The following is a 22811-nucleotide window of genomic DNA, read 5'->3' on the forward strand; positions in this document are numbered from 1 at the left end:
AAAAAGTCCCTCAAACTTTTTGGGCTTTTTGTTTATAGCGGCTTTTGTTTTAGAGCTAATCTTACATCACGTAAGCAAAACTTTTTCTATCTTCGCATTTCTTTAAAAAGAATACAATTATGAGTTTACAAGTAGATATAATGACTGCTATGAAGGCAGCAATGAAAGAAAAAGATCAGACAGCTTTAGCTGCTTTGAGAGCTGTAAAATCAGAGATATTATTAGCGCAAACATCAGGTAGCCAAGACGGTTTGTCTGAGGAAGAAGAAATAAAAATTCTATCTAAGTTAGTAAAGCAACGTAAAGATAGTGCTGCAATATTTACGGAGCAGAATCGTAATGATTTAGCAGAACCAGAATTAGCACAAGCAGAAGTGATCAGTCAATTCTTGCCAGCTCAACTTTCTGAAGAGCAAATTACAGAAGAAGTAATGACAGCCATTGCAGCAGTTGGTGCAGAAGGTATGAAAGATATGGGAAGAGTTATGGGAATTGTAAGTCAAAAATTAGCAGGACAAGCCGATGGAAAGACGATTTCTAATATTGTAAAGGCAAAGTTGTCTTAAACAGATAAAGTAAAGCAATTTCTGTGTTTACAGAAGTTAATGGCCTCGTAGTTCAACTGGATAGAATATCAGATTTCGGCTCTGAGGGTTGGAGGTTCGAATCCTCTCGAGGTCACGAATAAATAGTTTCAGAACGGAGCTCAAGGGATACGTAGCAATCCTTGAGCTCCGTTTTGTTTTGTTAAAAATGAGTGTAAGCTTTATCTCTCATTTTAAGTCTATGTTTAAAGCTGGTTGCTTACAGTTTAATATGAAAATAGCAACATGAAAAAGACAATAATTTAACAATCATTTTGCATTCGATTTCAGAATTATAGATTTACTTTGTACTGTAATTTGAATTCAAAAATGTTTAAAACACTTTTTAGTATAGTATTGTTTATTGTTAGCATGAGTGCTTCTGCTAACACTATCGATATTCAATTTCTGAATAGTGATTTAGAATCTTCAAATAGTTATAAAGCCTATTCTTCAGGCGAAGTCTATCAATTTTTGTCAACAGAGCATCTGTTTTTTGATATACAAATAGAGGATTACAGTGTTGTTAGTATTTCTTATGCAGAGCCTGTAATTTCGGATGAGCTTCAGGCAAAAAAACACAGTCTTAACAATCTTAGTAAACAGCTTACGGCGACACAGCGCTCACAATTTACTATTGCAGAGCGGCTTAGTTTTTACAATTTTCATTTACGAGAAACCCTTTTTCCATTTCATTCGTTTTGGTAAAATAAGTGTAAATAACATCATGTGAAAGTGATGTCGGAATATGGCCTAAAACGTCATATTAATCTTTATACACTTAAAAATTATATCCAAAACAAATTATCATGGAAACAGGATTATTTATTATCGATGCGATTATTATCGCTATCGTTATTCTGCCTTTCGCATTATTTATAAACGGAAGAGCAAAAAGAAAAAAACAATTACGTAAAGCAATAGAAACAGAAGCAGCACAGCACAACTGTAAATTAACAAAACTTGAAATGTATAATAACTTTGCACTAGGTGTTGACACTGATGCGCAAAAGTTGTTTTTTTATAAAGCAACAACAGATGTCGTTTTTGCTAAAGTTGTCGATTTAAAATCAGTTGCTGTTTGTAAAATAATAAAAGAAACGAAGCGCGTTAAAAACAAATCTAAGCATTATGATGTTATTGATAAGTTACAATTATCTCTTATAAACCATAATCGAGATGATATCACCTATTTAGAATTTTATAATAATGATGATGAAGTGACTTTAAGTGACGAGCTTAGTGTTGCGCAAAAATGGCAAGATTATTTAAATGAGCTTTTGGCTTCAAAGGGTAGGGTTTTAAGCTCTCAAAAAGAAGATCGTATAGCTATTGCAATGAATTGATTATAGTGTGATTTAATTATTTAATTAGTAAAACGTCTTTCAGTATTATATTGAAAGGCGTTTTTTTTTTATTTTTTTATTTTGGTGGAGTAAAGTTGTTAGAAGTAATACTATTTGGACTTAAACTTGGATGTTAACTTCAGCATTTTTTCACTTAAGCTAAACAACCAATACAATTGTTCCCAAACTAAATGAGCTTCCTTATTAGTCCGTTCGCTATGAGATTGTGAAATAGCTTCATTACTGATATGGTTGGTAGGAAAGTTAAATGGTTCTGGTTTAAAACTGGAGCCTTTAGGTTTTGGTTCTTTAAAATTAATACCCTTTAGTTGTGAACAGACATGATTGAGGTTGTTATCAATTTTATCAGATATCATTTTAAAATCTTCTGAAGCTTTAGAAGTCGTATGGTTTTGAATGTATGTGCTTAACGATGCTAAAGAGGCTAAGAAACTATGATTAATAACAACAAGTTCGTAAATGTCGTCTATATGGTTTTGTTTTGATTCTGGTTCTTGAGCCATACGCTGAAAAGCAGAGCTTAAATTAGACATTTGTAAAAAAGCTTCCTTTCGATTTACTTTTAAACTTGTAGGTACAGGCCCTTTTTTTTGATAAAAGTTGCTAATAGATTTAAAAAAGGCAGCATTGGCCTTTAAACTATCTTTAATATTATCTCCAATCTCCATAATTGACCATGCAGGCCATAGCCATCGCATGGTTATAAAAGACAATGCGGCACCAATTAAGGTGTCAATAACTCTAAATTGAATAACGGTTAAAATATTAGGCTGTAAGATGGCATAAATAAAAATAACACTTAAGGTTATAAAGGTTGCCGAGGCTTTATAGTTCTTCTGAACCATAGAAAATGCCACGACTAAGGACAGTACACCTACTGCACCATAAATATAAGGGTCGTTAATTAGAAATACTAGGCCGCTTGCAAGAGTGGCACCTATTAATGTGCCAATAATTCGGTCTTTAGAACGTGTTTTTGTGAGTCCATAACTAGGTCGCATAATGACGATAATAGTTAGAATAATCCAATACGGATTTTGAAAATCGAAAAACAGACCAATACCATAACCTAGCATTACAGCTACAGATAATCGTAAAGAGTGTTTAAAAATAGTAGACCTAAAGCTTAAGTTTCTAAGTAATAACCTTGGATTGTAGTCTTGCGAATCAATAAAACGTTTTAGCTTGTCATTTTTAATATAATCGTCTGAAGTCAGCTCAGGATTACCTAATAACCATTTGATTTTTTTTAATTTTTCAAATTGCTTTTTTTGATAGTCTAGGAGATTTTGGAGCATTAAAAAGCGTTCGTAATCTTCAATATGGTTCTCGTTTTTAAACTTTAAAATATCATTTTCAAGCGTTTTAAAGGTTTCCGACAGTATGTTGTTAGAAGGGAATTTTTTCGACTTGTTGAGGTCTTGTGCAATAGCGCGTAATTGAAGAGAGAATTCAGAAAGCAACTTTTGAAAATCGGTTTTAAACTCGGGATGTGCATCAAAAAGCATATCCATTTTATTGTAGTTTACAGGATTTGCAATAGCAGTTTCTAATAGTTCTACCAATTGAATGAATATTAATAATCGTCTGCTTTGATAATTCGATTTACCAGAGCTTTTACGAGATAAGATTAATATTTCTCTTAAAGTATCATGATGTTCTGTTAATTCACTTTGTATATTTAAGAGTTGTACCTGTAAGTCGTCTCTATTGGGTTGTTCGCCAATGAGCTGTCTTCTAATATCTAAAAAACTAGCTGTGAGTAGGAATGTTTGAGTTAGGGTTTCTTCGGTTTGAGCTTTGGGATTAATATAAAACCATAATGTTGAAAGTAATAAATACCATATGCCGCCAAGACCAATTAATAAGGCATATTGATACACTTCTAAGGTGCTAGAAGTATGAGCAAAACTTAAAACCAATGCTAATAATCCTGAAAAACTAATTAGCGATGCTCTAAATCCGTAAATTGAAATAAAGGCAATACAAAAGGTTAAAAACCCTAGAATAGGAAAAAGCAAGAAGTTTGAAATGTCAAAATAGCCACCAATAAAGCTTATTACTACCACAAGAATAGCCGAAAAAAGAATCCCGACTTGTTTGTGTTTTAATCTTCCGCTAACATCACTTGGCGAGCACCAAAAAGCACCAAAACAAATAGCCAAGCCAATTTCAAAATGGTTGGTTGCAATACCTAATATAATAGGAGTTGTCACTGCAATACCAATTAAAACGGCTTTTGAAAAGCTAGTGCTTTTAAAGAATTCTAATAATTCTTTAGCGTGTTTTAGGATAAAAGTTAAAATGAGATTTTATATTTTATAATTCAGTACAAAGATACAACTTGAATAAGGAAGACCTCATAGGTACTATTGACTATTGAATTGTTTTAAGAAAAAAAAAGCTGATAATTTTCGAGATTTTGAAAATTATCAGCTGCTTAATAATGCTAAAAAAGTTTTTATTATTTCATAATACGAGTCAGTTGGAAAAACTTTTTATAATCTTCTGGTATGGTATCTATGTTTAATAAACAACCTTCTTCAATAGGAGGATAAATATCATGATAGGTTTTTACGTCATATAAACCTACACGTTTACTTATATGATCTCTTGTTAATTCGGCCGGACTATTAAGTCCAGCGGCAGCCACAAGTTCTAAGAAACTGTGAATTGTTGCTTCATGATAACGATTAGCCCTTGGTGCTTTATCATCTACAACCAAACCTTTAGCTAAAGAAGGGTTTTGCGTTGCTACACCAACAGGACATGTGTTTGTGTTACACTGTAAGGCTTGGATACAACCAATAGAAAGCATCATTGCTCGTGCACTATTACAACCATCAGCTCCTAAGGCTATGGCTCTTGCCATGTGGAAACCTGTTATTATTTTTCCAGCAACAATCACTTTGATTTCTTTTCGTAATCCAAAGCCTACTAATGTGTCGTGTACAAAAATTAAGCCTTCACGTAACGGCATTCCCATGGAGTTTGAAAATTCAACAGGCGCAGCTCCAGTTCCACCTTCACCACCATCTACGGTAATAAAATCTGGAAGAATTCCTGTAAAAATCATCGCTTCACAAAAATCCATAAATTCTTGCTTTCTACCTAAACAAAGCTTAAAACCAATAGGTTTACCATCTGAAAGCTCTCTAAGTTTTTTTATAAAGTACATAAACTGAATAGGATCAGAGAATGCAGAATGCGACGGAGGAGAATGCACAGCTATACCAGGTTTTATATGTCTGATTTTTGCAATTTCTTCTGTGTTTTTTGAAGCTGGTAAAATTCCACCATGACCAGGTTTTGCACCTTGAGATAGCTTTATTTCAATCATTTTTACTTCAGGTCTTGTCGCATTTTTTCTAAATGTCTTTTCGTTAAAACTTCCATCGTCATGTCTACAGCCAAAGTAACCAGTACCTACTTGCCATATTAAATCTCCACCATGTTTTAAATGGTAATCACTAATACCACCTTCACCTGTATTGTGTGCAAAGTTTCCCATTTTTGCACCTTTATTTAAGGCCAGTATTGCATTATCACTTAATGAACCAAAACTCATTGCCGAAATATTTAATAAACTTGAAGAATAAGGTTGTTTACAATCCTTACCGCCAATTATTAAACGTGGAAACTCACCAATGTTTTTTGGGTTAGTCTTGGCATACATTGAATGTTCTAACCATTCGTATCCAGAATGGTAAATGTCCATTTGAGTACCAAATGGTTCGGTGTCGTTTTCGCCTTTAGCTCTTCTGTAAATTAAAGATCTAAGAATTCTATTAAGAGGTCTTCCCTGTGTATCAGTTTCAACAAAGTACTGCATTATTTCAGGTCTAATAGACTCTAGCATATATCTAAATCTTCCTATTAAAGGAAAGTTACGTCTAATGGTATGTGAGGTTTGTAGAATATCAAAAATCCCCATAATTACAAGTGGGCCTATTAATATAAAACTCCATAGTATAGGTGACCAAAAGAAGGCTATTCCAATAATAGCTAAAACTAAAATTGTAGAAATTAGTATAAACTTTTCACGAACTTTCATAGTACTGAATTTATTAAAGCGGCAAAGATAAGATTACCCAATCAAATAATAAATTAAAATTGTGTAGTTTATGTTTTTATGCTAATTATTTTTTTAAATCGATAATTATCTAAAGGTTTTTTTATAAATCTCTTAAAATATATGAAATTAATGAATTGTAATTTTTACTAAAAAGCTACCTTTTTGAAGAATTCATAATTTAAAAATTATTAAGGCTATGGTTTCCAATAAAAATAGGTCAAAAACAACTTTCTACTACTTTTGAAAACAGTTTAAAACTATCCCAACAAATGGTTACGCCGTTTGGGTTTTATTAATCAAAAGACATACAACTTTGTGAAAGAATATTAAGATTGAAGCTCTTTTTTATAATTAAGTTAGGTTGTTACACTTGTAAAAGAATTCAATTAGATTTAAGTTTTACAAAGAATACGTTTTCTTTGTAAATATCAAAAGCATAATAAAGATGAATAAACATAATTACAGAACAAACACCTTTAATGATTTAGGTCTTTTATTACTAAGAGTGTTTTTAGGATTAGCCATGTGTTTTGGTCATGGTATAGGAAAATGGAATACACTTTTTAGTGGTGAAGAGATTCAGTTTGCAGACCCATTTGGTATTGGTGCAACACCATCGTTAGTAATGGCTGTATTTGCAGAAGTTATATGTGCAATTCTTTTGGCTTTAGGGTTATTTACTCGTTGGGCATTATTACCATTAATTATTACCATGCTGATAGCAGCATTTGTTGTTCATATTTCTGATGGATTTGGAGTAATGGAAAAAGCACTACTATATGGAATAGGTTATATGGCTTTATGTTTTACAGGACCAGGAAAATATTCTGTAGATGCCTTTTTAAAAAGTAAAAACCGAGAGAAATAATAATAGTTTATAAACAATGAAAATAGGTTTTAAAAAATTAGTTGTTATCGGGCTTCTTCTAACTTGTAATTTTGTGGTCGCTCAAGAAACCAATACAGAGGTTATAGGTACTTTAGTTGATGCTAATAGCTCGCAGCCTATTCCTTATGCCACTGTAGCGCTTTACAATAATAGTACTAAGGATATTATTACAGGAGCAACAACGGATGATAAAGGACAATTTTATATTAATACTTCAGCTTCTGGGTTTTATATAGAAATCAGTTTTATGGGCTTTAAAACAAAAACCATAACCGATTTTACACTTAGGAATTCTAAAATTGATTTGGGTGTCATTAAGCTGTCAGAAGATAATGAAGCACTCGAAGAAGTTGTTGTGATGGCAGAAGTATCCAAAACTGTTTTTAAACTAGATAAACGCGTGTTCAATATTGGAAAAGATATTAGTAGTACTGGTGCGAGTGCTATAGAAGTATTAAATAACGTACCATCGGTTAATGTTAATATTGAAGGGGAGGTTAGCCTTCGTGGTAGTTCAGGTGTACAAATATTAATTAATGGAAAACCATCTGTTTTAGCAGATGAGTCTAGCAATGCTTTAGGGACTATAACCGCAGATATGATTGAAAGTATTGAAGTTATAACAAACCCTTCTGCCAAATATGAAGCTTCTGGTACAGCAGGTATTTTAAATATTATCTTAAAGAAAGAGGAGAAAAAAGGCTGGAATGGTTCCGTGACATTAAATACTGGAATTCCAGACAATCACAGTATTGGCTTAAGCCTTAATCGCAGAACGGAAAAATTTAATTTGTTTACACAAGTTGGGGTCGGTTACCGTTCATTGCCAAGAGATAGTGAGGCAATTAATACTGATTTATCAAACAATGAAGCCGTTTTTAGTAAAGGTACTTCCTATAGAGATGAAACTTTTTATACCATTACTTTAGGAACAGATTATCATATAAACGACCTTAATGTATTAACCTTATCTGGTAATTTTGCTTATGAAGTTGAGGACCAACCATCGGAAACTAATTTTAAAACCTATGATTCTAACAATACATTATTGAGTAGTTGGTTAAGAAAAGAAACAACAGAAGCTACAAATCCAAAATATCAGTATGAACTTAACTATAAAAAGCAGTTTAAAAATAATGATGACCATTCATTACTTTTAAGTGTTTTAGGAAGGTTCTTTGGAAAAGATCAATCTTCTCAGTTTGATAATTCTGTAAGAATAGGAACTGTAGCGGATAACAATCAGCAAACAGAAACAAAGTTTCAGCAAGCAGATTATACTTTTAAAGCAGATTATACCAGTCCATTATCAGAAACTTTTACGATTGAAACAGGTGCGCAATATGTAATTAATGATGTAGGAAACGATTACGAAGTACGAGATTTAATAGGCGGCAACTATGAGGTGATAGATGATTTTTCTAATAATTTTGAATATAATCAAAAAGTTTTGGGAGTCTATTTTACAGGGTCATATGAACTTGAAAAATGGGGAATAAAAGGAGGTTTACGATTAGAAAATACAGATTTAAACACCTTGTTGACCAATACCAATTCTGCTAATTCCCAAAATTTCACAGATTACTTTCCATCCTTACATACCTCTTATAAAGTAAATGATAATGTCTCGTTTCAAGCGGGTTATTCAAGACGAATTTTTAGACCAAGGTTATGGGATTTAAATCCCTTTTTTAACATTAGAAATAATTTTAATATCCGTCGTGGAAACCCAAACTTACAGCCAGAATTCACCGACTCGTATGAGTTAACAAGTATTTATAAAATAGGAAAAGCCTCTTTTAGTTCTAGTCTTTATCATAAATATACAACAGAAGTGGTAGAACGAGTCTCTACATCTGTTGATAATGTAACTACTACAACTCCAGAAAATATAGGTACAAATGCGTCTATAGGTTTTGAAACCAACGGAAAGTATAGTCTAAGTAAGTGGCTTACATTTACGGGCGACTTTAACTTTAATTATTTTGATCGTGTTGGGAGTTTTCAATCACAATCCTTTGATTTTTCAGGACGTCAGTGGTCATCAAGATTAGGTTCTAAAATAGGATTGCCAGCAGATATTGATATCGAGTTAACAGGTAATTATCAGTCTGGTTTCAATACTGTTCAAGGAGATGTAACTGGTTATGCTTTTTTAGATTTAGGAGTTCGAAAAAAGATTTTTAAAGGAAAAGCAATTGTTAATTTAGGTGTGCGAGATGTATTTGAATCAAGAATTTCAGAGCGTTTTGTATCACAACCAACTTTTGAAACTTACAGTTTTGATCAGCGTGGTCGTTTCATTACATTAGGATTAAGCTATGGTTTTGGAAAAGGAGAAGCTATGACGTATTCAGGAGGAAGACGACGATAATCTACGCGATTTTAAACGCTCAGATTTAAAAATATTTCGAAAATTATACAAAGTATAATAAATTATAAAACAAACAATTTTAAGTTAAAAATTCTTTAAATGATGAAAAAATTTAAGCTTTCATATCTTGAAATCTTATCTTTGGAGTTAAACACACTTTATATCAAATAAAATTTATATGATTAAAAAAGTATTTCTCACACCATTCCAAAAATTTGTAAAAATAGAAAGCTCTAGTGGTATTCTATTAATGTTAGCTACAATTGTAGCTCTAATTTGGGCAAATTCGCCCTTTGGAGATGTTTATAGAGAAATATGGCAGTATGATATTGGTATTGTAACCCAAACATTTGAGTTTAAAAAACCTTTAATTCTCTGGGTAAACGATGGGTTAATGGCTATTTTCTTTTTCCTAATTGGTTTAGAAATTAAAAGAGAATTGTTAATAGGAGAGCTTAACTCTCCAAAAAAAATTGCTTTTCCATTAGTAGGAGCAATTGGAGGAATGCTAGTGCCTGTTGCCTTTTTTTTATTGCTAAATCAAAATGCAGATACTTATAAGGGATGGGGAATTCCTATGGCAACTGATATTGCCTTTTCATTAGCAATTTTAAATGTTTTAGGAAAACGTGTACCATTAAGCCTTAAAGTGTTTTTAACAGCGTTTGCTATTGTAGATGACATTGGAGCAGTATTAGTCATTGCTATATTCTACAGTGGAACTATTAATATAACGTTATTATTGATTGCTGTGGTAATGCTTATGTTTCTATATTACCTCTCATTTAAAGGTTACTACTCTCGATTTATAATGTTTTTCTTTGGTGTTATTATCTGGTTTTTATTCTTAAAATCTGGAATACATCCAACAGTAGCTGGTATTTTATTGGCTTTTTCAGTTCCTATTAGACAAAAAATTGATACATCAACATTTTTAGAGCAATTAGAAAATGTATATACTGATATTAAAAACTCAAGTGTATTGCAAAAGCCTATTCTTTCTACAGAGCAAATAGAGCTTATAGATGATTTAGAAGATTGGTCATCTAAATTTCAATCTCCATTACAGCATTTAGAACATAATTTACACGGTTGGGTAGCCTACTTTATCATTCCAATTTTTGCACTAGCAAATGCAGGTGTACTTATAGGTGGTGCAGATAATTTAGATATTGCATTGGTAACTAATATCGTGATTTGTTTAGTGCTAGGAAAAGGTATTGGAATTACTTCAATTGTAATGATTGCACAAAAAATTAAACTTATTGAAGTGCCAAATGAAATTAGTTTTAAGCAAATTATAGGTGTTGCGTTTTTAGCAGGTATTGGTTTTACTATGGCTATTTTTATTGCAAGTTTAGCATTTGCTTCTACACCAGAATACATAGATTCTGCTAAAATAGGTATTCTTATAGGCTCTTTTATATCAGCTATTATAGGTTATATTATATTGCGTTTAGACTCAAATAAAAGTACCAAGGCTACTATTTAGGTTGTAAAATTTGATCCATTACCCAAGATGTATGTGCCGCAGACGTGCCAGTTGAAGGATGTGTTGCGTGATTTAACAAATGGTTTTTTATGTTTTGAACATGATGAAGTTGAATGTTTTCGGGATGTTCAATAACTAAGCTTTTAGATACTCCGTTGCATTCTAAAATAATAGGTTTTTCATCAAAAACTGAAAACTCTATTTTGCCTTCGTTTCCATATATTTGAACGATGTCCTCACGCTTTTCAGTACCAAAATTCCAACTTCCAGAACCTGTAATTCCTGATTTATGAAGCCAATTTGCTGTAACGGCATCCTTTGCAGAGTACAAACCTTGTTGGTTTATAGAAATACCATTTGCTTGAACAATGTCTCCTAATAAGAAAATAAATAAATCTAAACCATGTGATGCTAAATCATCAAAGTAACCTCCAGGTGCAATATTAGCATCAGTTCTCCAATGATATGTTTTTGATAAGTCTATATCATTAGCAGGTTTACTTAGGTGCCAATTAAGATGTCTTATACTTCCAATAGCATGATTGTCTATCCATGTCTTTATTTGTGCAAATCGCGGTAAAGAACGTCTATAATAAGCTACAAATAAGGGTAGGTTTTTATCTTGAAAAGCATTGTTAATTCTTACACAAGCGTCATAAGATGGAGCCATAGGTTTTTCAATACAACATATTTTTCCTGCTTTTGCTACTTTTAAAGCGTAATATTCATGAGAGTCAGGTGGAGTTGCTATATAAATGGCATCAATATCTACATCATTAATAAGATCGTCTGCATTTGCATAATACTTTGGAACACTATGGCGTTTGGCAAAACTTTCCGCCTTTTCTAAGCTTCGTCTCATAACAGCAGATAGTTTAAATCCTTCTGTTTTTTGGTAGGCAGGACCACTTTTTAGTTCGGTAACTTTGCCACAGCCTATAATTCCCCAATTGTATGTTTTTATGCTCATTACTTTAATTTAGCTTTTTTTATTAATGGTATTGTTGTGTTAATTTGTAATCCATAATAGGAGATGTTAATATAATGTTTTAATTTTTTTAGTAGTAGGCTTTAATCCGTATTTTGATAAAAAAGACCTCAATTTTCTATACATTTGTTCCTATAATATATGGTTAAGCAAACGTCTTAGTTTGCGCTAAAAGCTCATAAAATAATAGCTTTTATAATTATTAGTGCGACTTATTAAATGCTATTACAGACTGAGCAAAAAAAAATTGAATCGGAATTAATTTATAACTACGTTATACCAATTGTAATTGGTCTTATAATGCTCTTTATCCTGTATAGATTGGCTAAAGTTTTTCAGTTTTATTATGTCTCATATTTTAAAAAGCCAGTGTATACTCATACTTATTTTAAGCTTAATAAACTTACTCCTGTACAGCATTCAATATTAAAAAAAGAGTATTCATTTTTTAAAAAATTATCAGGTAAGCATCAGCGTTATTTTGAGCATAGAGTAGCTACATTTATAAAGAAGACTAAATTTATAGGTAGAGACGATTTAGTAGTTACTGATGAGATGAAAGTTTTAGTCGCAGGAACCTCTACAATGTTAACTTACGGATACAGTAAGTATCTTTTAGAAATAATAAAAACAGTCATTATATACCCAAAGGCTTATTACTCTCATATTAATAAAACATACCATAAAGGTGAAACAAATCCTCAAATGAAAGCGATAGTGTTTTCTTGGGAAGATTTTAAACACGGTTATAAAATAGGCGATGATAACCTTAATCTTGGAATTCATGAATTTGGTCATGCACTACATCTTAATGCAACTGTAAATAATGATGCTAGTAGTTTAATGTTTAAGCATGGATTTAATCGACTGATGACATACTTACAGCACAATAAAACTATTAGAGAAAATTTAATTGCTTCAAAATATTTTAGAGCTTATGCTTATACGAATCATTATGAGTTTTTTGCTGTATTATTAGAGAATTTTATTGAGACGCCTACTGAATTTAAGGCTCAATTTCCAGAGCTTTATAGATATATGAAACAAATGGTTAATTATAAGTTTACAGGTTATTAGTCACTATTTAAAATAAACCTTATTTTTGACCCATAAAAAGGAAAAATATGAAGAGAATTTTGGTAACTGGTGGAGCTGGTTTCGTAGGATCGCATTTATGTGAGCGCCTATTAAATGAAGGAAATGAAGTTATTTGTTTAGATAATTATTTTACAGGTTCTAAAAGAAATATAGAACATTTAATGGATCATAATTATTTTGAATTAGTACGTCATGATATTATTAATCCTTATATGGTTGAAGTTGATGAAATATACAATTTAGCCTGTCCTGCATCACCTGTTCATTATCAGCATAATCCTATTAAAACGGTAAAAACGTCTGTAATGGGAGCTATTAATATGTTAGGTCTGGCAAAACGTGTTGGTGCAAAAATACTACAAGCTTCTACTAGCGAAGTTTATGGAGATCCAAATGTACATCCTCAAACAGAAGGTTATTGGGGAAATGTTAATCCAATTGGATTGAGATCTTGTTATGACGAAGGTAAGCGCTGTGCCGAAACGTTATTTATGGATTACCATAATCAAAATGATGTTAAAATTAAAATCATACGTATTTTTAATACTTATGGTCCAAGAATGCATCCTCAAGATGGTCGTGTTGTTTCAAACTTTATTGTGCAAGCCCTCCAAGGTGATGACATTACAATTTTTGGTAATGGTACTCAGACTAGAAGTTTTCAGTATGTTGATGATTTAATTGAAGGAACCCATCGCATGATGAATAGTAGAGATGGTTTTATTGGTCCAGTAAACATTGGTAATCCAATAGAGTTTACCATGTTAGAATTAGCTAAAGAAGTGATAGACTTAGTAGGATCTAAATCTAAAATTACATTCCTTCCTTTGCCTCAAGATGATCCTTTACAACGACAACCAGATATTAGTTTGGCAAAAAAAGAGTTAGAAGGTTGGGAACCAAAGGTGCATTTAAAAGAAGGTCTTAAACACACTATTAATTACTTTGATAAGTTACTTAAAGAATAATTAAGTATAGAATATAAAAAAGGTTCACAATTAATTGTGAACCTTTTTTTATGATTATTTTATATGTACTTTTTTACAATTTAAAGACAGCTTGTAAGTGGTATTGAAAGTGGTTGTTGTCAAACCCACTTTCGGAATGACTAAAGGCAAATTTAGCTATGGTTTGCGCTCTTAAGCCAAAAGTTCTACTTCCATTTAACCAAACAAGAGCACCACCACCAACATTGGCAGAAATATTTGTTTCGTCTATATGAAAGAAACCAACACCTGCATTGGCATAAAAATCAATCCAATCAGCATTTCTTCCTAAAATATGTTCACCAAAATAATACTTTACGTGGGTGTCTAAAGATAAATAATTGTAATCTTCTTGTAAATCAACACCATCAATAAGCTTATCTTCATTAAATCCATTGAATGTAATAGCTTGTTCTATTGAGAAATTCTCACTCCAATTAAATTCAACCGCAGCAGAGACAGGGAACTGGAAAGTCCAATCACCAGGATGGTAGATAGGTGATCTTGATCCTAAACTGTTGATAGCGTTAACCCCAACGTTTAAATACCAATCATTATCACTTCTTTGAGCAAAAGACGATATACTAAATGCTACTAATAATACAATTAAAAATAATTTCTTCATGCTAAAATAATTTTGTTCAAAGGTAAACTTTATGGTTTATAAAACAAATATTACGAAAAGTTTTATAATAATACTCAAAAAAAATTAATTGTTGCTCAAAATAGATGTAAAATGAGCAAAAATTCGCTTTCTATCCTTAATTACGGCTTTTCTATAGGAACTATTTGACATAAAAAAGCACATTCGATTTGTGATAATTGGTATAAAGCTTATTAATTTTAAGAGTTTATTCCAACTTTTATAAAATTTAATGTGTTTTAGTTTAAATAAGTAAAAGCCAGTTAAAACTCTTGTATATCCATGCTTTACAATAATTATGTCATTAAAGAATAGGCTAGAATATATAAAATATTTTTTAAATATCTTGTTTTTATACCATTCTTTATTTCCTTTATATTCTTGTTGTAATATAATTGTATCGTAAATAGACCTAAAACTTATACTGTTGTATAAAGCACCGTAATCATTAATTTGAAAATTAAGCACATTATGCATCATAAGGTGTTTTATAGAGGGCGTAAATACGTTATTGCATTCTTTTTTGTCTTTAAAAATCGACAGGTGCTCAAGTTCTGTAGTACTGTATGTTACAAATAATTTTCTATGAATCTCAACAGCAGCAATTCGAGTAGGAGATAGCTCTGTCTTTAGCCTTGGTAGATGCTTATGCTCAAAAAAATCGTTTCCTAATGTTTGTTTCGATGGGTAGTAACCATTTTTACAAAGTAAATTATATGCTTTTTTTAATTGGTTTGGAGCTACTAATATATCAATATCACCAAGCATACGTTCAGCTGTATCATTAAAACAACCAAGTGCTAAAAGTGCAGAACCTTTTAAAAAGACATGTTCTATATGTTCAGAATTGAAGAGCTCAGAAATAGAATGTACCTGCATTAATACAATTTCATTCCTTTTTCTGTTTTCACTTGTAATATATTCAAAATAAGCAATAAGATCTTCAGGTAATAAATGTAAGAGTTGCTTGGTCTTTAACCGACAATAAATTGTAGGTATTATAAAGTGCTTACTACCTTCTTTTATAATAGTTTCCCAATTAAATGAAGCTTGGCTAAGTGTTTTTTCAAGTTGAGACTTTGGTGTTTCAAAACTTAGTATATCTGCAATATGTTGGTATGTAATAGCTAAGTTATTCATAAGTCTATCAATGAACTACTAATATAAGCTATTAAAGCTTTTTATTAAGTTGTTTAAATAATTTTGAAATTTCAGTAGTTACACTCTTGGTATTGCTATAGGTTAGTTGATACATGTCTATATCTGTAAGCCAATCTAAAAATTGTTTTGCATGTTTTGGGTTAGGGGACAACCAAGACTCTGGAATTATAGTTTCTAGAATGGTTTTAACAGATACTTTTTCTAGACTTGTGCCAGCCTTAGGTTTATAATTCACTAAAATAATTGCATGACAAGGGTAGTGGTTATTTTTTGGCTTTTCACAAGGTATATATTTTAAATCTCCTTTAGTTTTATTAAATTTTACTAAAGGCAAGCTATCAAAATTACTTACAATTGGTTCAAGGACATTAAAAGCCCCTTTTTTTATAGATATAGCTAAAGGGTTATAATATATATGTTTGTCTTTAGAAAGCATGGGAGATACATCATCTGCGAGTAAATCAAAACCATTTGCAGCTAATAGTGCACACAGGGTGCTTTTTCCTTTTCCAGATTCTCCGATAAAAAGAATGGACGAATTGCCATCTGTTATAGTAGATCCGTGAAATGTACCAATCCAATCACTCTCCTGTTTATCGTGTAAAGTACAGAGCAATTGCATTATAAATTTACCTTGAATCAGATGGTAGTCATGCTTAGAAACCCGAGAAATTAAACATTCATTTTTAAATAAATATAAATCCTCATCTTTTAAATAGATATCAAATGTAGCTAATGCTACATCACTAGATTTTATACAGCAATATGCCAAGGCAGGATGAACTGTTTTTAATACCAGTTCTGAATTGTAATATATCTGAATTGTTTTTCCTTCAAAATTATATTGCTTAGATATGTTTCTATAAGATTTATCTAAGGGGATTAAAGGAATTATTGGGGGCGAATAAGGTCTATTACAGTCCTTGAGATAATTAAATAACGTTTCAGAAATATTGTAGGTGAGATCATTTGAAACGTCAATGCTATCTGAAATCGTAGCGGAAAAATCGATTGTTGAATTAGATTCTAAATAAGAGTCTAAAAGTAATTTAAATTCTGGTTCAATAATACTATAACTATTGGATATGGTGTACCATAAAATCCAATGATCACCAAACATTTTTTTATATGTAGGTGCTAAGTTGGTATTCAAAATAAAAATCGAAAATTAATCGAATGGATCACCTCCTGCATCTGGTGGTGATGATGATTGTGCTTTAAGTGGGTTTAAAATCACAAATGTTCCTACTGCTGTTAATGCAGCATACTTACCCATTTTCTGAATGGCTTCTTTACGAGTGATTTTATCTGAGTTGTTGTCTTTTTTCATGGCTTTTGCCCTAAATTTTGTGTTCAAAAATAGTAAAATATTTTATTTATTAAAGTAAAATACGAAAAGGTTTACATTAAAATCAAATTTTCTTTGTAAAACAGTAATGTTTTCTGTTAAATTACATCTAAAATGTTAGACTTCAAAATTAATGTAAACACACTTCTGTATTCTAATTTACCTAATTATTGTGTAAAAGATTTTATTTCAAGTAAATAAAATCAATATTATGATAAATTGCAAATATTACACCAACATATTTTGTGTGTAATATTTGCAATATATACAAAAATCAATATTACAATTTAACGTATAATGATTTTCTGAGTTTTGTTTTGAGTTCCATTAACTAATTGTACCACGTAAACACCCGCTTTTAAACCACTAACATCAATGGTTTGTAGGCTATTTAAGTTTTGTAAAAGTGACGTGCTTACAGTTCTTCCTTGTATGTCATATAATTTAGCAGTTGTTGTTTCTGCTAACTGACCAGAAATAACTACAGTCTTATCTTTTTGATTGTTATAGATATTTAAATTGTCTAAACTATTATCAGATATAGAAAGTGAATTATCAGTTACACGTAAGTAAAAACGACCGGTTCCATTAAGATCAACATTTGGAGTAAGTGTATAATCACTTGTATTCAATAGTGTAGATGTATTAGTGACATTATCTTCAAGATAAACTTCTACTGTATTAGCTAAGTTAGTCTCATTAATACTAAATATTATCTGTTCACCTTGGTTTGCATTAACTCCTAAAGGAATTGTAATATCCATATAATCTGTTTTGCCAAGAGCTTGAACTGCAAGAGGAACATCTGTATTATCTTCTACTAAATGAGAATACAAAGCAAATGCAGGTGCAACACCTCCTAATAAGCTGGCATCATATCCTGGATCTAAACCTTGAGTTGAATATTGTGTAAAGAAAATATCAGTGATGAAGTTAGCGTTAGTATTGCTAAGGTTTAATTTTAAGTTAGATATTACTGAAGAATTCCTTCCTGCAATAAAATCATCCCCTCCTGTAGCCAAACGCATATCAGAGCCACTAGTCGTAAATTCGATATTACCACCTGTAGTATTTGAAGATACGAAAAATGCCTGCCCTGGTGCAATATTCATACTCGTGTTTAACAAAGCACTTATTATGGTGTAATCATCAGCAGATGTTCCGTCTGTACTATCATTATATCCATAGATTACAGCGGCACTAGGATCTAATAGACCAGAATTATGCGATAAAAATTCTTGAGCATCTAAATAAGATGGAAAAGGATTTCCTATTAAGTTCAATGTACTTTCTGAACCTTGGTTTATTGGAATTTGAACTAAACTTGTGTTTACTGTTCCTTCAAATGTTACAAGATTACTTGCTTGACCTTCTGTAATACCAGAACGATAACCTTTACCAGCAGTTAATGGAGTAGTGTCAGTATCATTCCAAAGTTCGAAAGGATCAGTACTACTATTGTTGTCAAACCCACCAAATAACACTTCTGGTCCAGAAGGGTTCGCTCTAATATTTGGATTGTTAGCAATAAACGTATTAAAAGCTTGTCCTGATAGAGGTGCACTTATTAAATCATTACCATTTACTGAATCGTTATAATTAACGTAACGGTTATATTTTACTGTTCCTGCAATGGTTCCATCAAGTATTAAACTTGAATAGCTTGTTGAGGTTGAATTTAACAACAGTCCTTCTGTTGAATTAACCGTTAAAGTAACACTAGAATTAACTGTAAGGCTAGCGCCAGGGCTTACTGTTACAGAATTAGCAGTAGTGTTGGTGTCAATTATAGCAGCTCCTGAAGTAATTACGATATTATCATTAGCAGTAGCTACACCATTAGGGTTGCTTGGAGACCAAGTTCCAGTGTAGGTGTAGGTTGTAGGACCGCACATCGCTGAGTGAGAACCAAGGTTAGAAAATACATCTGTACCTAGGCTAGTCCATTCTGTAGCTAGAGTTGTAAAACTTGTTGAGCCACAGCCAGAAGGGTCTATTGATACTCCTTCACAAACATCTGTATTTCTGATAAGGGATTGATTTAATGTGCTGTTACCTCCAGTAGCGTTAAAGCCACTTCCTGGGTCACAGCCAATATTACCAATAATGTCTATAATAATACCGTGCTTTTTAAGCACAACAGTATCATCTCCATTAAAAAAACAGACACCAGAATCATAAGCCGTTCCATTGAATTCTGATGTATTTTGCGCTCGTAAAACAATAACATCACCACTAGCAAGCGTTGTTGGGAAACCAACAGTAAAATCTTCAGTTTGGCTAGCAGATGAGCTACCATTGGAATACATTTCAACTGAATAATCGGTCAATGTAATTGTAGTACCAGTGCCATTGTATATTTCTAAGTATTTATTGTTTCCAGTATTTCCTTCAACATATTCCGAGAAAAATAAATCTGCAGCTCCAACTATAGGCTCAGTAATATCAAAAGACGAGCTATCAACCGTTGCTAATGCACCGTCATCTGCAGTTAATACTAAACCAGAACCAACTATCGTATGAGTTAGCGTAGAAAAAGTTGCTATACCGCTTACAGCAGTTGCAGTTACTGGCGATCCGGATAATGTTCCTGTCGACGTAATGTCTACATCTAAATTATAATCTGTATCTAAGTTACCATTGGCATCTACACCAGAAACCGTTACAGCAGGACTCATTGCTGCATTTAATTCTGTGTCTGACGCTTGTTCTGAAAACATAAGTTCTGTCGCATATACATTTATAGTTATATCATTACCAACAACGTCTCCTAATAAGAATGGATCAGCAAAACCAGAACCCATAATATCGGTTGCAAATCCACTAGCGCTTTCATTTATTTGTAATTGTATAACACTGCCATCTACAATAGCGGTCTCATTTAAGTATAAGCCTAATAAAAACTTTAAAGATGTACCATCTGCAACTGCAATCGGACTTCCAAAAGTCAATACAATTTCGGTATCAGTAATACTTGTGGTTGGTGCATAAGACACAGCGTTTTCGTCTGATAACGTAACACCTTGTATATGGTCTGTCCAATCGGCTGTATTATTTGGCCCTGGAACAAAACGCATCGTAGTAATGTTTGTTGGTTCCCCATCGGTAGTTCCTTGATCTCCTACTTCAAATCCAAAAGCATCAAATGCAGTACCACTTGTAGTGCTGCTAGCAGCAGTAATAGTTGTTGCTGCTACTTGAGATGTTGGATCGTAGACTTCTGTGTCGTTATCATTCCCTACTAAAATATTTATAGTGTAATCTTCGTAAGCACCATATGGGCCTGTATAACATGGTATTACAGTTCCCCCAAATCCTTCACCTTCACTACTCCCAATTCTCAATCTGTGTTGTCCCAACGTTGCTGTTAAAGGCACAGTAAAGCTTGCGTTCAAAGTTGTTGTGCTTTCACTAGCAGACATTCCTGAATACACCTCTTCATCTAGATCGTCAAAGTCTCCATCATTATTGTAATCGATCCAGATTTTAGTATTATAAGCATAACCTGTAGTAAAAGTGATATCACAAGCGACAGTTTGACCTTGAATTACATCGGTTGATTGTGCTGAGTAATCTCCATAATTTCCAGATTCGACACCAGTACTATTATTAATAGTTCCTATGTTTACATTTGTGATTCCAGTTCCATCAACACTAGATGGATTTGGATCACAATAATTAGGTGTAGCATTATCTGTAACGCCTGAACTCCATGTCGTATCTTTACGAGCAAAAACTTTAAAATGATACGTTGTACCAAAATTTAAACCAGTTATGGTTACCGAAGTACCAGAACCTTTATATACAGCATATTCACCAGTTCCTAAATCTGTACCAGAACCAAAAGCAGCATCTGCAATATAAGCAGTACCATCACCTGTAGGTGTCACGGATACGGCTGAAACTTCTTTTGCAACCACTAATATGTCATCATAGCAACTACCATTAGTCCAACTTAAATCAACGTCAGTAGTGCTTGCAGTTGCAGTAAATGCAGTTACATCTGAAGGTGTAGAACAAACTGTTGTAAAGTCGCCAGTGAATTCAATTAAATTATAACAGGTATTTGTAGTGTTATATTCATAAATAGCTAAATGATATGTAGTGTTTGGGTTTAAGCCAGAAACTGAGATGCTTAAGCTAGATCCACCAGTGCCAGGGTTTGAAGTTCCATTATTACCATTAAATACAACATAATTACCTGTTCCTATTTCGCTTGCTCCAGCACCATTAAATATACTGTTTGCATTATAGCTTATTCCACTTGTCGGGTCAGTATCAACAGCAGAACCTTCCTTCATTACGACTAAAACATCGTCACCACCACCTCTTGTAAATTCAATAGAAACATCTGTTGTGGTAGGTGATAAAGTTGTAAATGTAGAAGCTTGTATTGCTGGAGCAGTACAATCTAATGTCGCATCATCTACAACTGCTGCACTCCAAGATGTAGCTTTTCTTGTAAATACTGAAAAATGGTAAGTGTTTCCGTTGGTTAAGCCTGTTACTGTTGCGGAAGTTCCAGTACCTTTATAAACAACGAATTCGCTACTTCCTACATCTGAACCAGATCCAAACGCTGTATTTGCGGTATAAGCAGAACCATCACCTGTTGGTGTAACCGTTACTGCAGATGTTTCTTTAGCTATGACTAAAATTTCATCATAACAACTACCATTAGACCATGTTAAATCTACTTCTTCGTTACCTGCTGTAGCTGTAAATGTATTGACTTCAGAAGGTGTAGAACATTCTGTTGTAAAACTACCAGTTAAGGCAGGTGTTAAATAACAGGTGTCAGTAGTATTATATTCATAAACAGCAACATGATAAGTAGTTGCTTCAGTTAAGCCAGTAATGCTTACTGAGCTCGTAGCAGATTCAGAGTGTACCACATAATTACCTGTGCCTAGTTCGTCTCCCGAACCAAAAACAGTATTACCTGTGTAATCAGTTCCACTTGTAGGATCTGTATCAACAGCTGAGCCTTCTTTTACTACAACCAATACTTCTTCACCATCTCCATACGTCCAGTTTAAGGTTGCAGATGTCGTACCTAAAGCTGTTGTGTTATATAACGACGCTTGAGTTGTAGGTGCTGTACAAGTTGGGCCAGCAGCCGTCCATGTAATATTGTCTACTGCAACTCGGTCTGCACCACCACCATTTGATCCTCCTATATTATTGTCTATTCTAATGACGATGTCTCCAGATATGTTTATTCCTGAAATTGTTGTAGCTACAGCTGATCCGCTATAAGGAATAGTTCCTACGCTTGAACCATTTATTAAAACATCTAAACTTCCAGATCCTCCACTATATTTTCTTTGAGTAGTAATTGTAATATCTCCAATACCACCACTAATCGTTCCAGATTGTACGTATGTATTTGATTTGTCATCATTCATAGTAATGGCCCTACCATCAATATCTTGATCCGTGCGAGAGTTTGTGGCTGTCCATGTAGAGCCATCATCTCCTGTCCATGTTCTACTTAAATAAGTTCCATTTGAGGGTAGATCACTAAAGGTTTCAGTGCCTTGAGAAAATCCAAGACTGGTCATCATCAGGGCAAATAAAAGAGTGTAAATTTTTTTCATAGTGTATTATATTCTATAACAATCTGATTTTAATTGTTTAAAAAATGAGGTCGCAAAGGTACAAAAACTTAATTGTCTATTTTAATTTTGACATTAACAAAGTGTTAATTGTATTTATTTAGACACCGTTTTTATAGTACAGTCACTTTTGGGTTTTACCACTATAAGAGTAATTAGTTAACTATTTTAAAAACAAAAAACGCATC

General features: G+C 32.6%; 16 protein-coding genes and 1 tRNA gene. 9 read left to right on the top strand and 8 right to left on the bottom strand.

Features of this window, described 5'->3' with window-relative positions; translation table 11 throughout:
* Positions 1 to 119 precede the first annotated feature (119 nt).
* The 4 genes from VDP25_RS13575 to VDP25_RS13590 all read left to right on the top strand — a co-directional run bounded on the left by VDP25_RS13575 (position 120) and on the right by VDP25_RS13590 (position 1930).
* On the top strand, positions 120 to 566 hold the full coding sequence (locus VDP25_RS13575; RefSeq protein WP_334470653.1) for a GatB/YqeY domain-containing protein: 447 nt from the start codon (positions 120 to 122) through the stop codon (positions 564 to 566).
* 41 nt (positions 567 to 607) lie between these two features.
* Positions 608 to 681 (top strand) — tRNA-Arg (locus tag VDP25_RS13580).
* Between the two features lie 233 nt (positions 682 to 914).
* Positions 915 to 1292: a hypothetical protein gene (locus VDP25_RS13585; protein ID WP_334470655.1), complete on the top strand. Its 378-nt coding sequence runs from the start codon at positions 915 to 917 to the stop codon at positions 1290 to 1292.
* Positions 1293 to 1393: 101 nt separating this feature from the next.
* The gene (locus tag VDP25_RS13590; RefSeq protein ID WP_334470657.1) at positions 1394 to 1930 is read left to right on the top strand and encodes a hypothetical protein; all 537 of its coding nucleotides are present in this window, start codon (positions 1394 to 1396) and stop codon (positions 1928 to 1930) included.
* Between the two features lie 110 nt (positions 1931 to 2040).
* On the opposite strand, the gene VDP25_RS13595 is transcribed toward VDP25_RS13590, so the two are convergent.
* Both VDP25_RS13595 and VDP25_RS13600 read right to left on the bottom strand, forming a co-directional pair.
* Positions 2041 to 4167 (bottom strand): FUSC family protein, encoded by a 2127-nt coding sequence (locus VDP25_RS13595; RefSeq protein ID WP_334470659.1) that lies wholly within the window; start codon positions 4165 to 4167, stop codon positions 2041 to 2043.
* 248 nt (positions 4168 to 4415) lie between these two features.
* Positions 4416 to 6005: an FMN-binding glutamate synthase family protein gene (locus VDP25_RS13600; RefSeq protein ID WP_334470661.1), complete on the bottom strand. Its 1590-nt coding sequence runs from the start codon at positions 6003 to 6005 to the stop codon at positions 4416 to 4418.
* Between the two features lie 466 nt (positions 6006 to 6471).
* Between VDP25_RS13600 and VDP25_RS13605 the strand changes: the two genes are divergently transcribed.
* From VDP25_RS13605 to nhaA, 3 genes are all read left to right on the top strand, one after another.
* Positions 6472 to 6894, top strand: a complete 423-nt coding sequence (locus VDP25_RS13605; protein ID WP_334470663.1) for a DoxX family protein — start codon at positions 6472 to 6474, stop codon at positions 6892 to 6894.
* A gap of 16 nt (positions 6895 to 6910) precedes the next feature.
* A complete protein-coding gene (locus tag VDP25_RS13610) occupies positions 6911 to 9289 on the top strand; it encodes an outer membrane beta-barrel family protein (RefSeq protein WP_334470665.1) in 2379 nt (792 codons plus the stop codon).
* A gap of 178 nt (positions 9290 to 9467) precedes the next feature.
* Positions 9468 to 10781 carry a Na+/H+ antiporter NhaA gene (gene nhaA / locus VDP25_RS13615; protein ID WP_334470667.1) on the top strand — a complete coding sequence of 438 codons (1314 nt, stop codon included), beginning with the start codon at positions 9468 to 9470 and terminating at the stop codon, positions 10779 to 10781.
* On the opposite strand, the gene VDP25_RS13620 is transcribed toward nhaA, so the two are convergent.
* A complete protein-coding gene (locus tag VDP25_RS13620; RefSeq protein WP_334470668.1) occupies positions 10774 to 11751 on the bottom strand; it encodes a Gfo/Idh/MocA family protein in 978 nt (325 codons plus the stop codon). The two genes, nhaA and VDP25_RS13620, sit on opposite strands and share 8 nt — an antisense overlap.
* Before the next feature lie 237 nt (positions 11752 to 11988).
* Here VDP25_RS13620 and VDP25_RS13625 point away from each other — a divergent pair, with 237 nt between their 5' ends.
* Positions 11989 to 12846 carry a zinc-dependent peptidase gene (locus VDP25_RS13625; RefSeq protein WP_334470670.1) on the top strand — a complete coding sequence of 286 codons (858 nt, stop codon included), beginning with the start codon at positions 11989 to 11991 and terminating at the stop codon, positions 12844 to 12846.
* Positions 12847 to 12893: 47 nt separating this feature from the next.
* Complete coding sequence (locus tag VDP25_RS13630; RefSeq protein WP_334470672.1) at positions 12894 to 13835, top strand: UDP-glucuronic acid decarboxylase family protein; 942 nt, start codon at positions 12894 to 12896, stop codon at positions 13833 to 13835.
* Positions 13836 to 13908: 73 nt separating this feature from the next.
* Here VDP25_RS13630 and VDP25_RS13635 read toward each other — a convergent pair whose 3' ends face one another.
* The 5 genes from VDP25_RS13635 to VDP25_RS13655 all read right to left on the bottom strand — a co-directional run bounded on the left by VDP25_RS13635 (position 13909) and on the right by VDP25_RS13655 (position 22605).
* Positions 13909 to 14478: an outer membrane beta-barrel protein gene (locus VDP25_RS13635; protein ID WP_334470674.1), complete on the bottom strand. Its 570-nt coding sequence runs from the start codon at positions 14476 to 14478 to the stop codon at positions 13909 to 13911.
* A gap of 84 nt (positions 14479 to 14562) precedes the next feature.
* Positions 14563 to 15636 carry a nucleotidyltransferase family protein gene (locus VDP25_RS13640; RefSeq protein WP_334470676.1) on the bottom strand — a complete coding sequence of 358 codons (1074 nt, stop codon included), beginning with the start codon at positions 15634 to 15636 and terminating at the stop codon, positions 14563 to 14565.
* Between the two features lie 31 nt (positions 15637 to 15667).
* Positions 15668 to 16810 carry a hypothetical protein gene (locus tag VDP25_RS13645; protein ID WP_334470678.1) on the bottom strand — a complete coding sequence of 381 codons (1143 nt, stop codon included), beginning with the start codon at positions 16808 to 16810 and terminating at the stop codon, positions 15668 to 15670.
* A gap of 15 nt (positions 16811 to 16825) precedes the next feature.
* Entirely contained in the window at positions 16826 to 16987 is a 162-nt protein-coding gene (locus VDP25_RS13650; RefSeq protein WP_334470680.1) for a hypothetical protein, read from the bottom strand.
* 305 nt (positions 16988 to 17292) lie between these two features.
* A complete protein-coding gene (locus VDP25_RS13655) occupies positions 17293 to 22605 on the bottom strand; it encodes a beta strand repeat-containing protein (protein ID WP_334470682.1) in 5313 nt (1770 codons plus the stop codon).
* Positions 22606 to 22811 lie beyond the last annotated feature (206 nt).

It is taken from the genome of Winogradskyella sp. ECml5-4 (assembly GCF_036903175.1).
Lineage (GTDB): Bacteria > Bacteroidota > Bacteroidia > Flavobacteriales > Flavobacteriaceae > Winogradskyella > Winogradskyella damuponensis.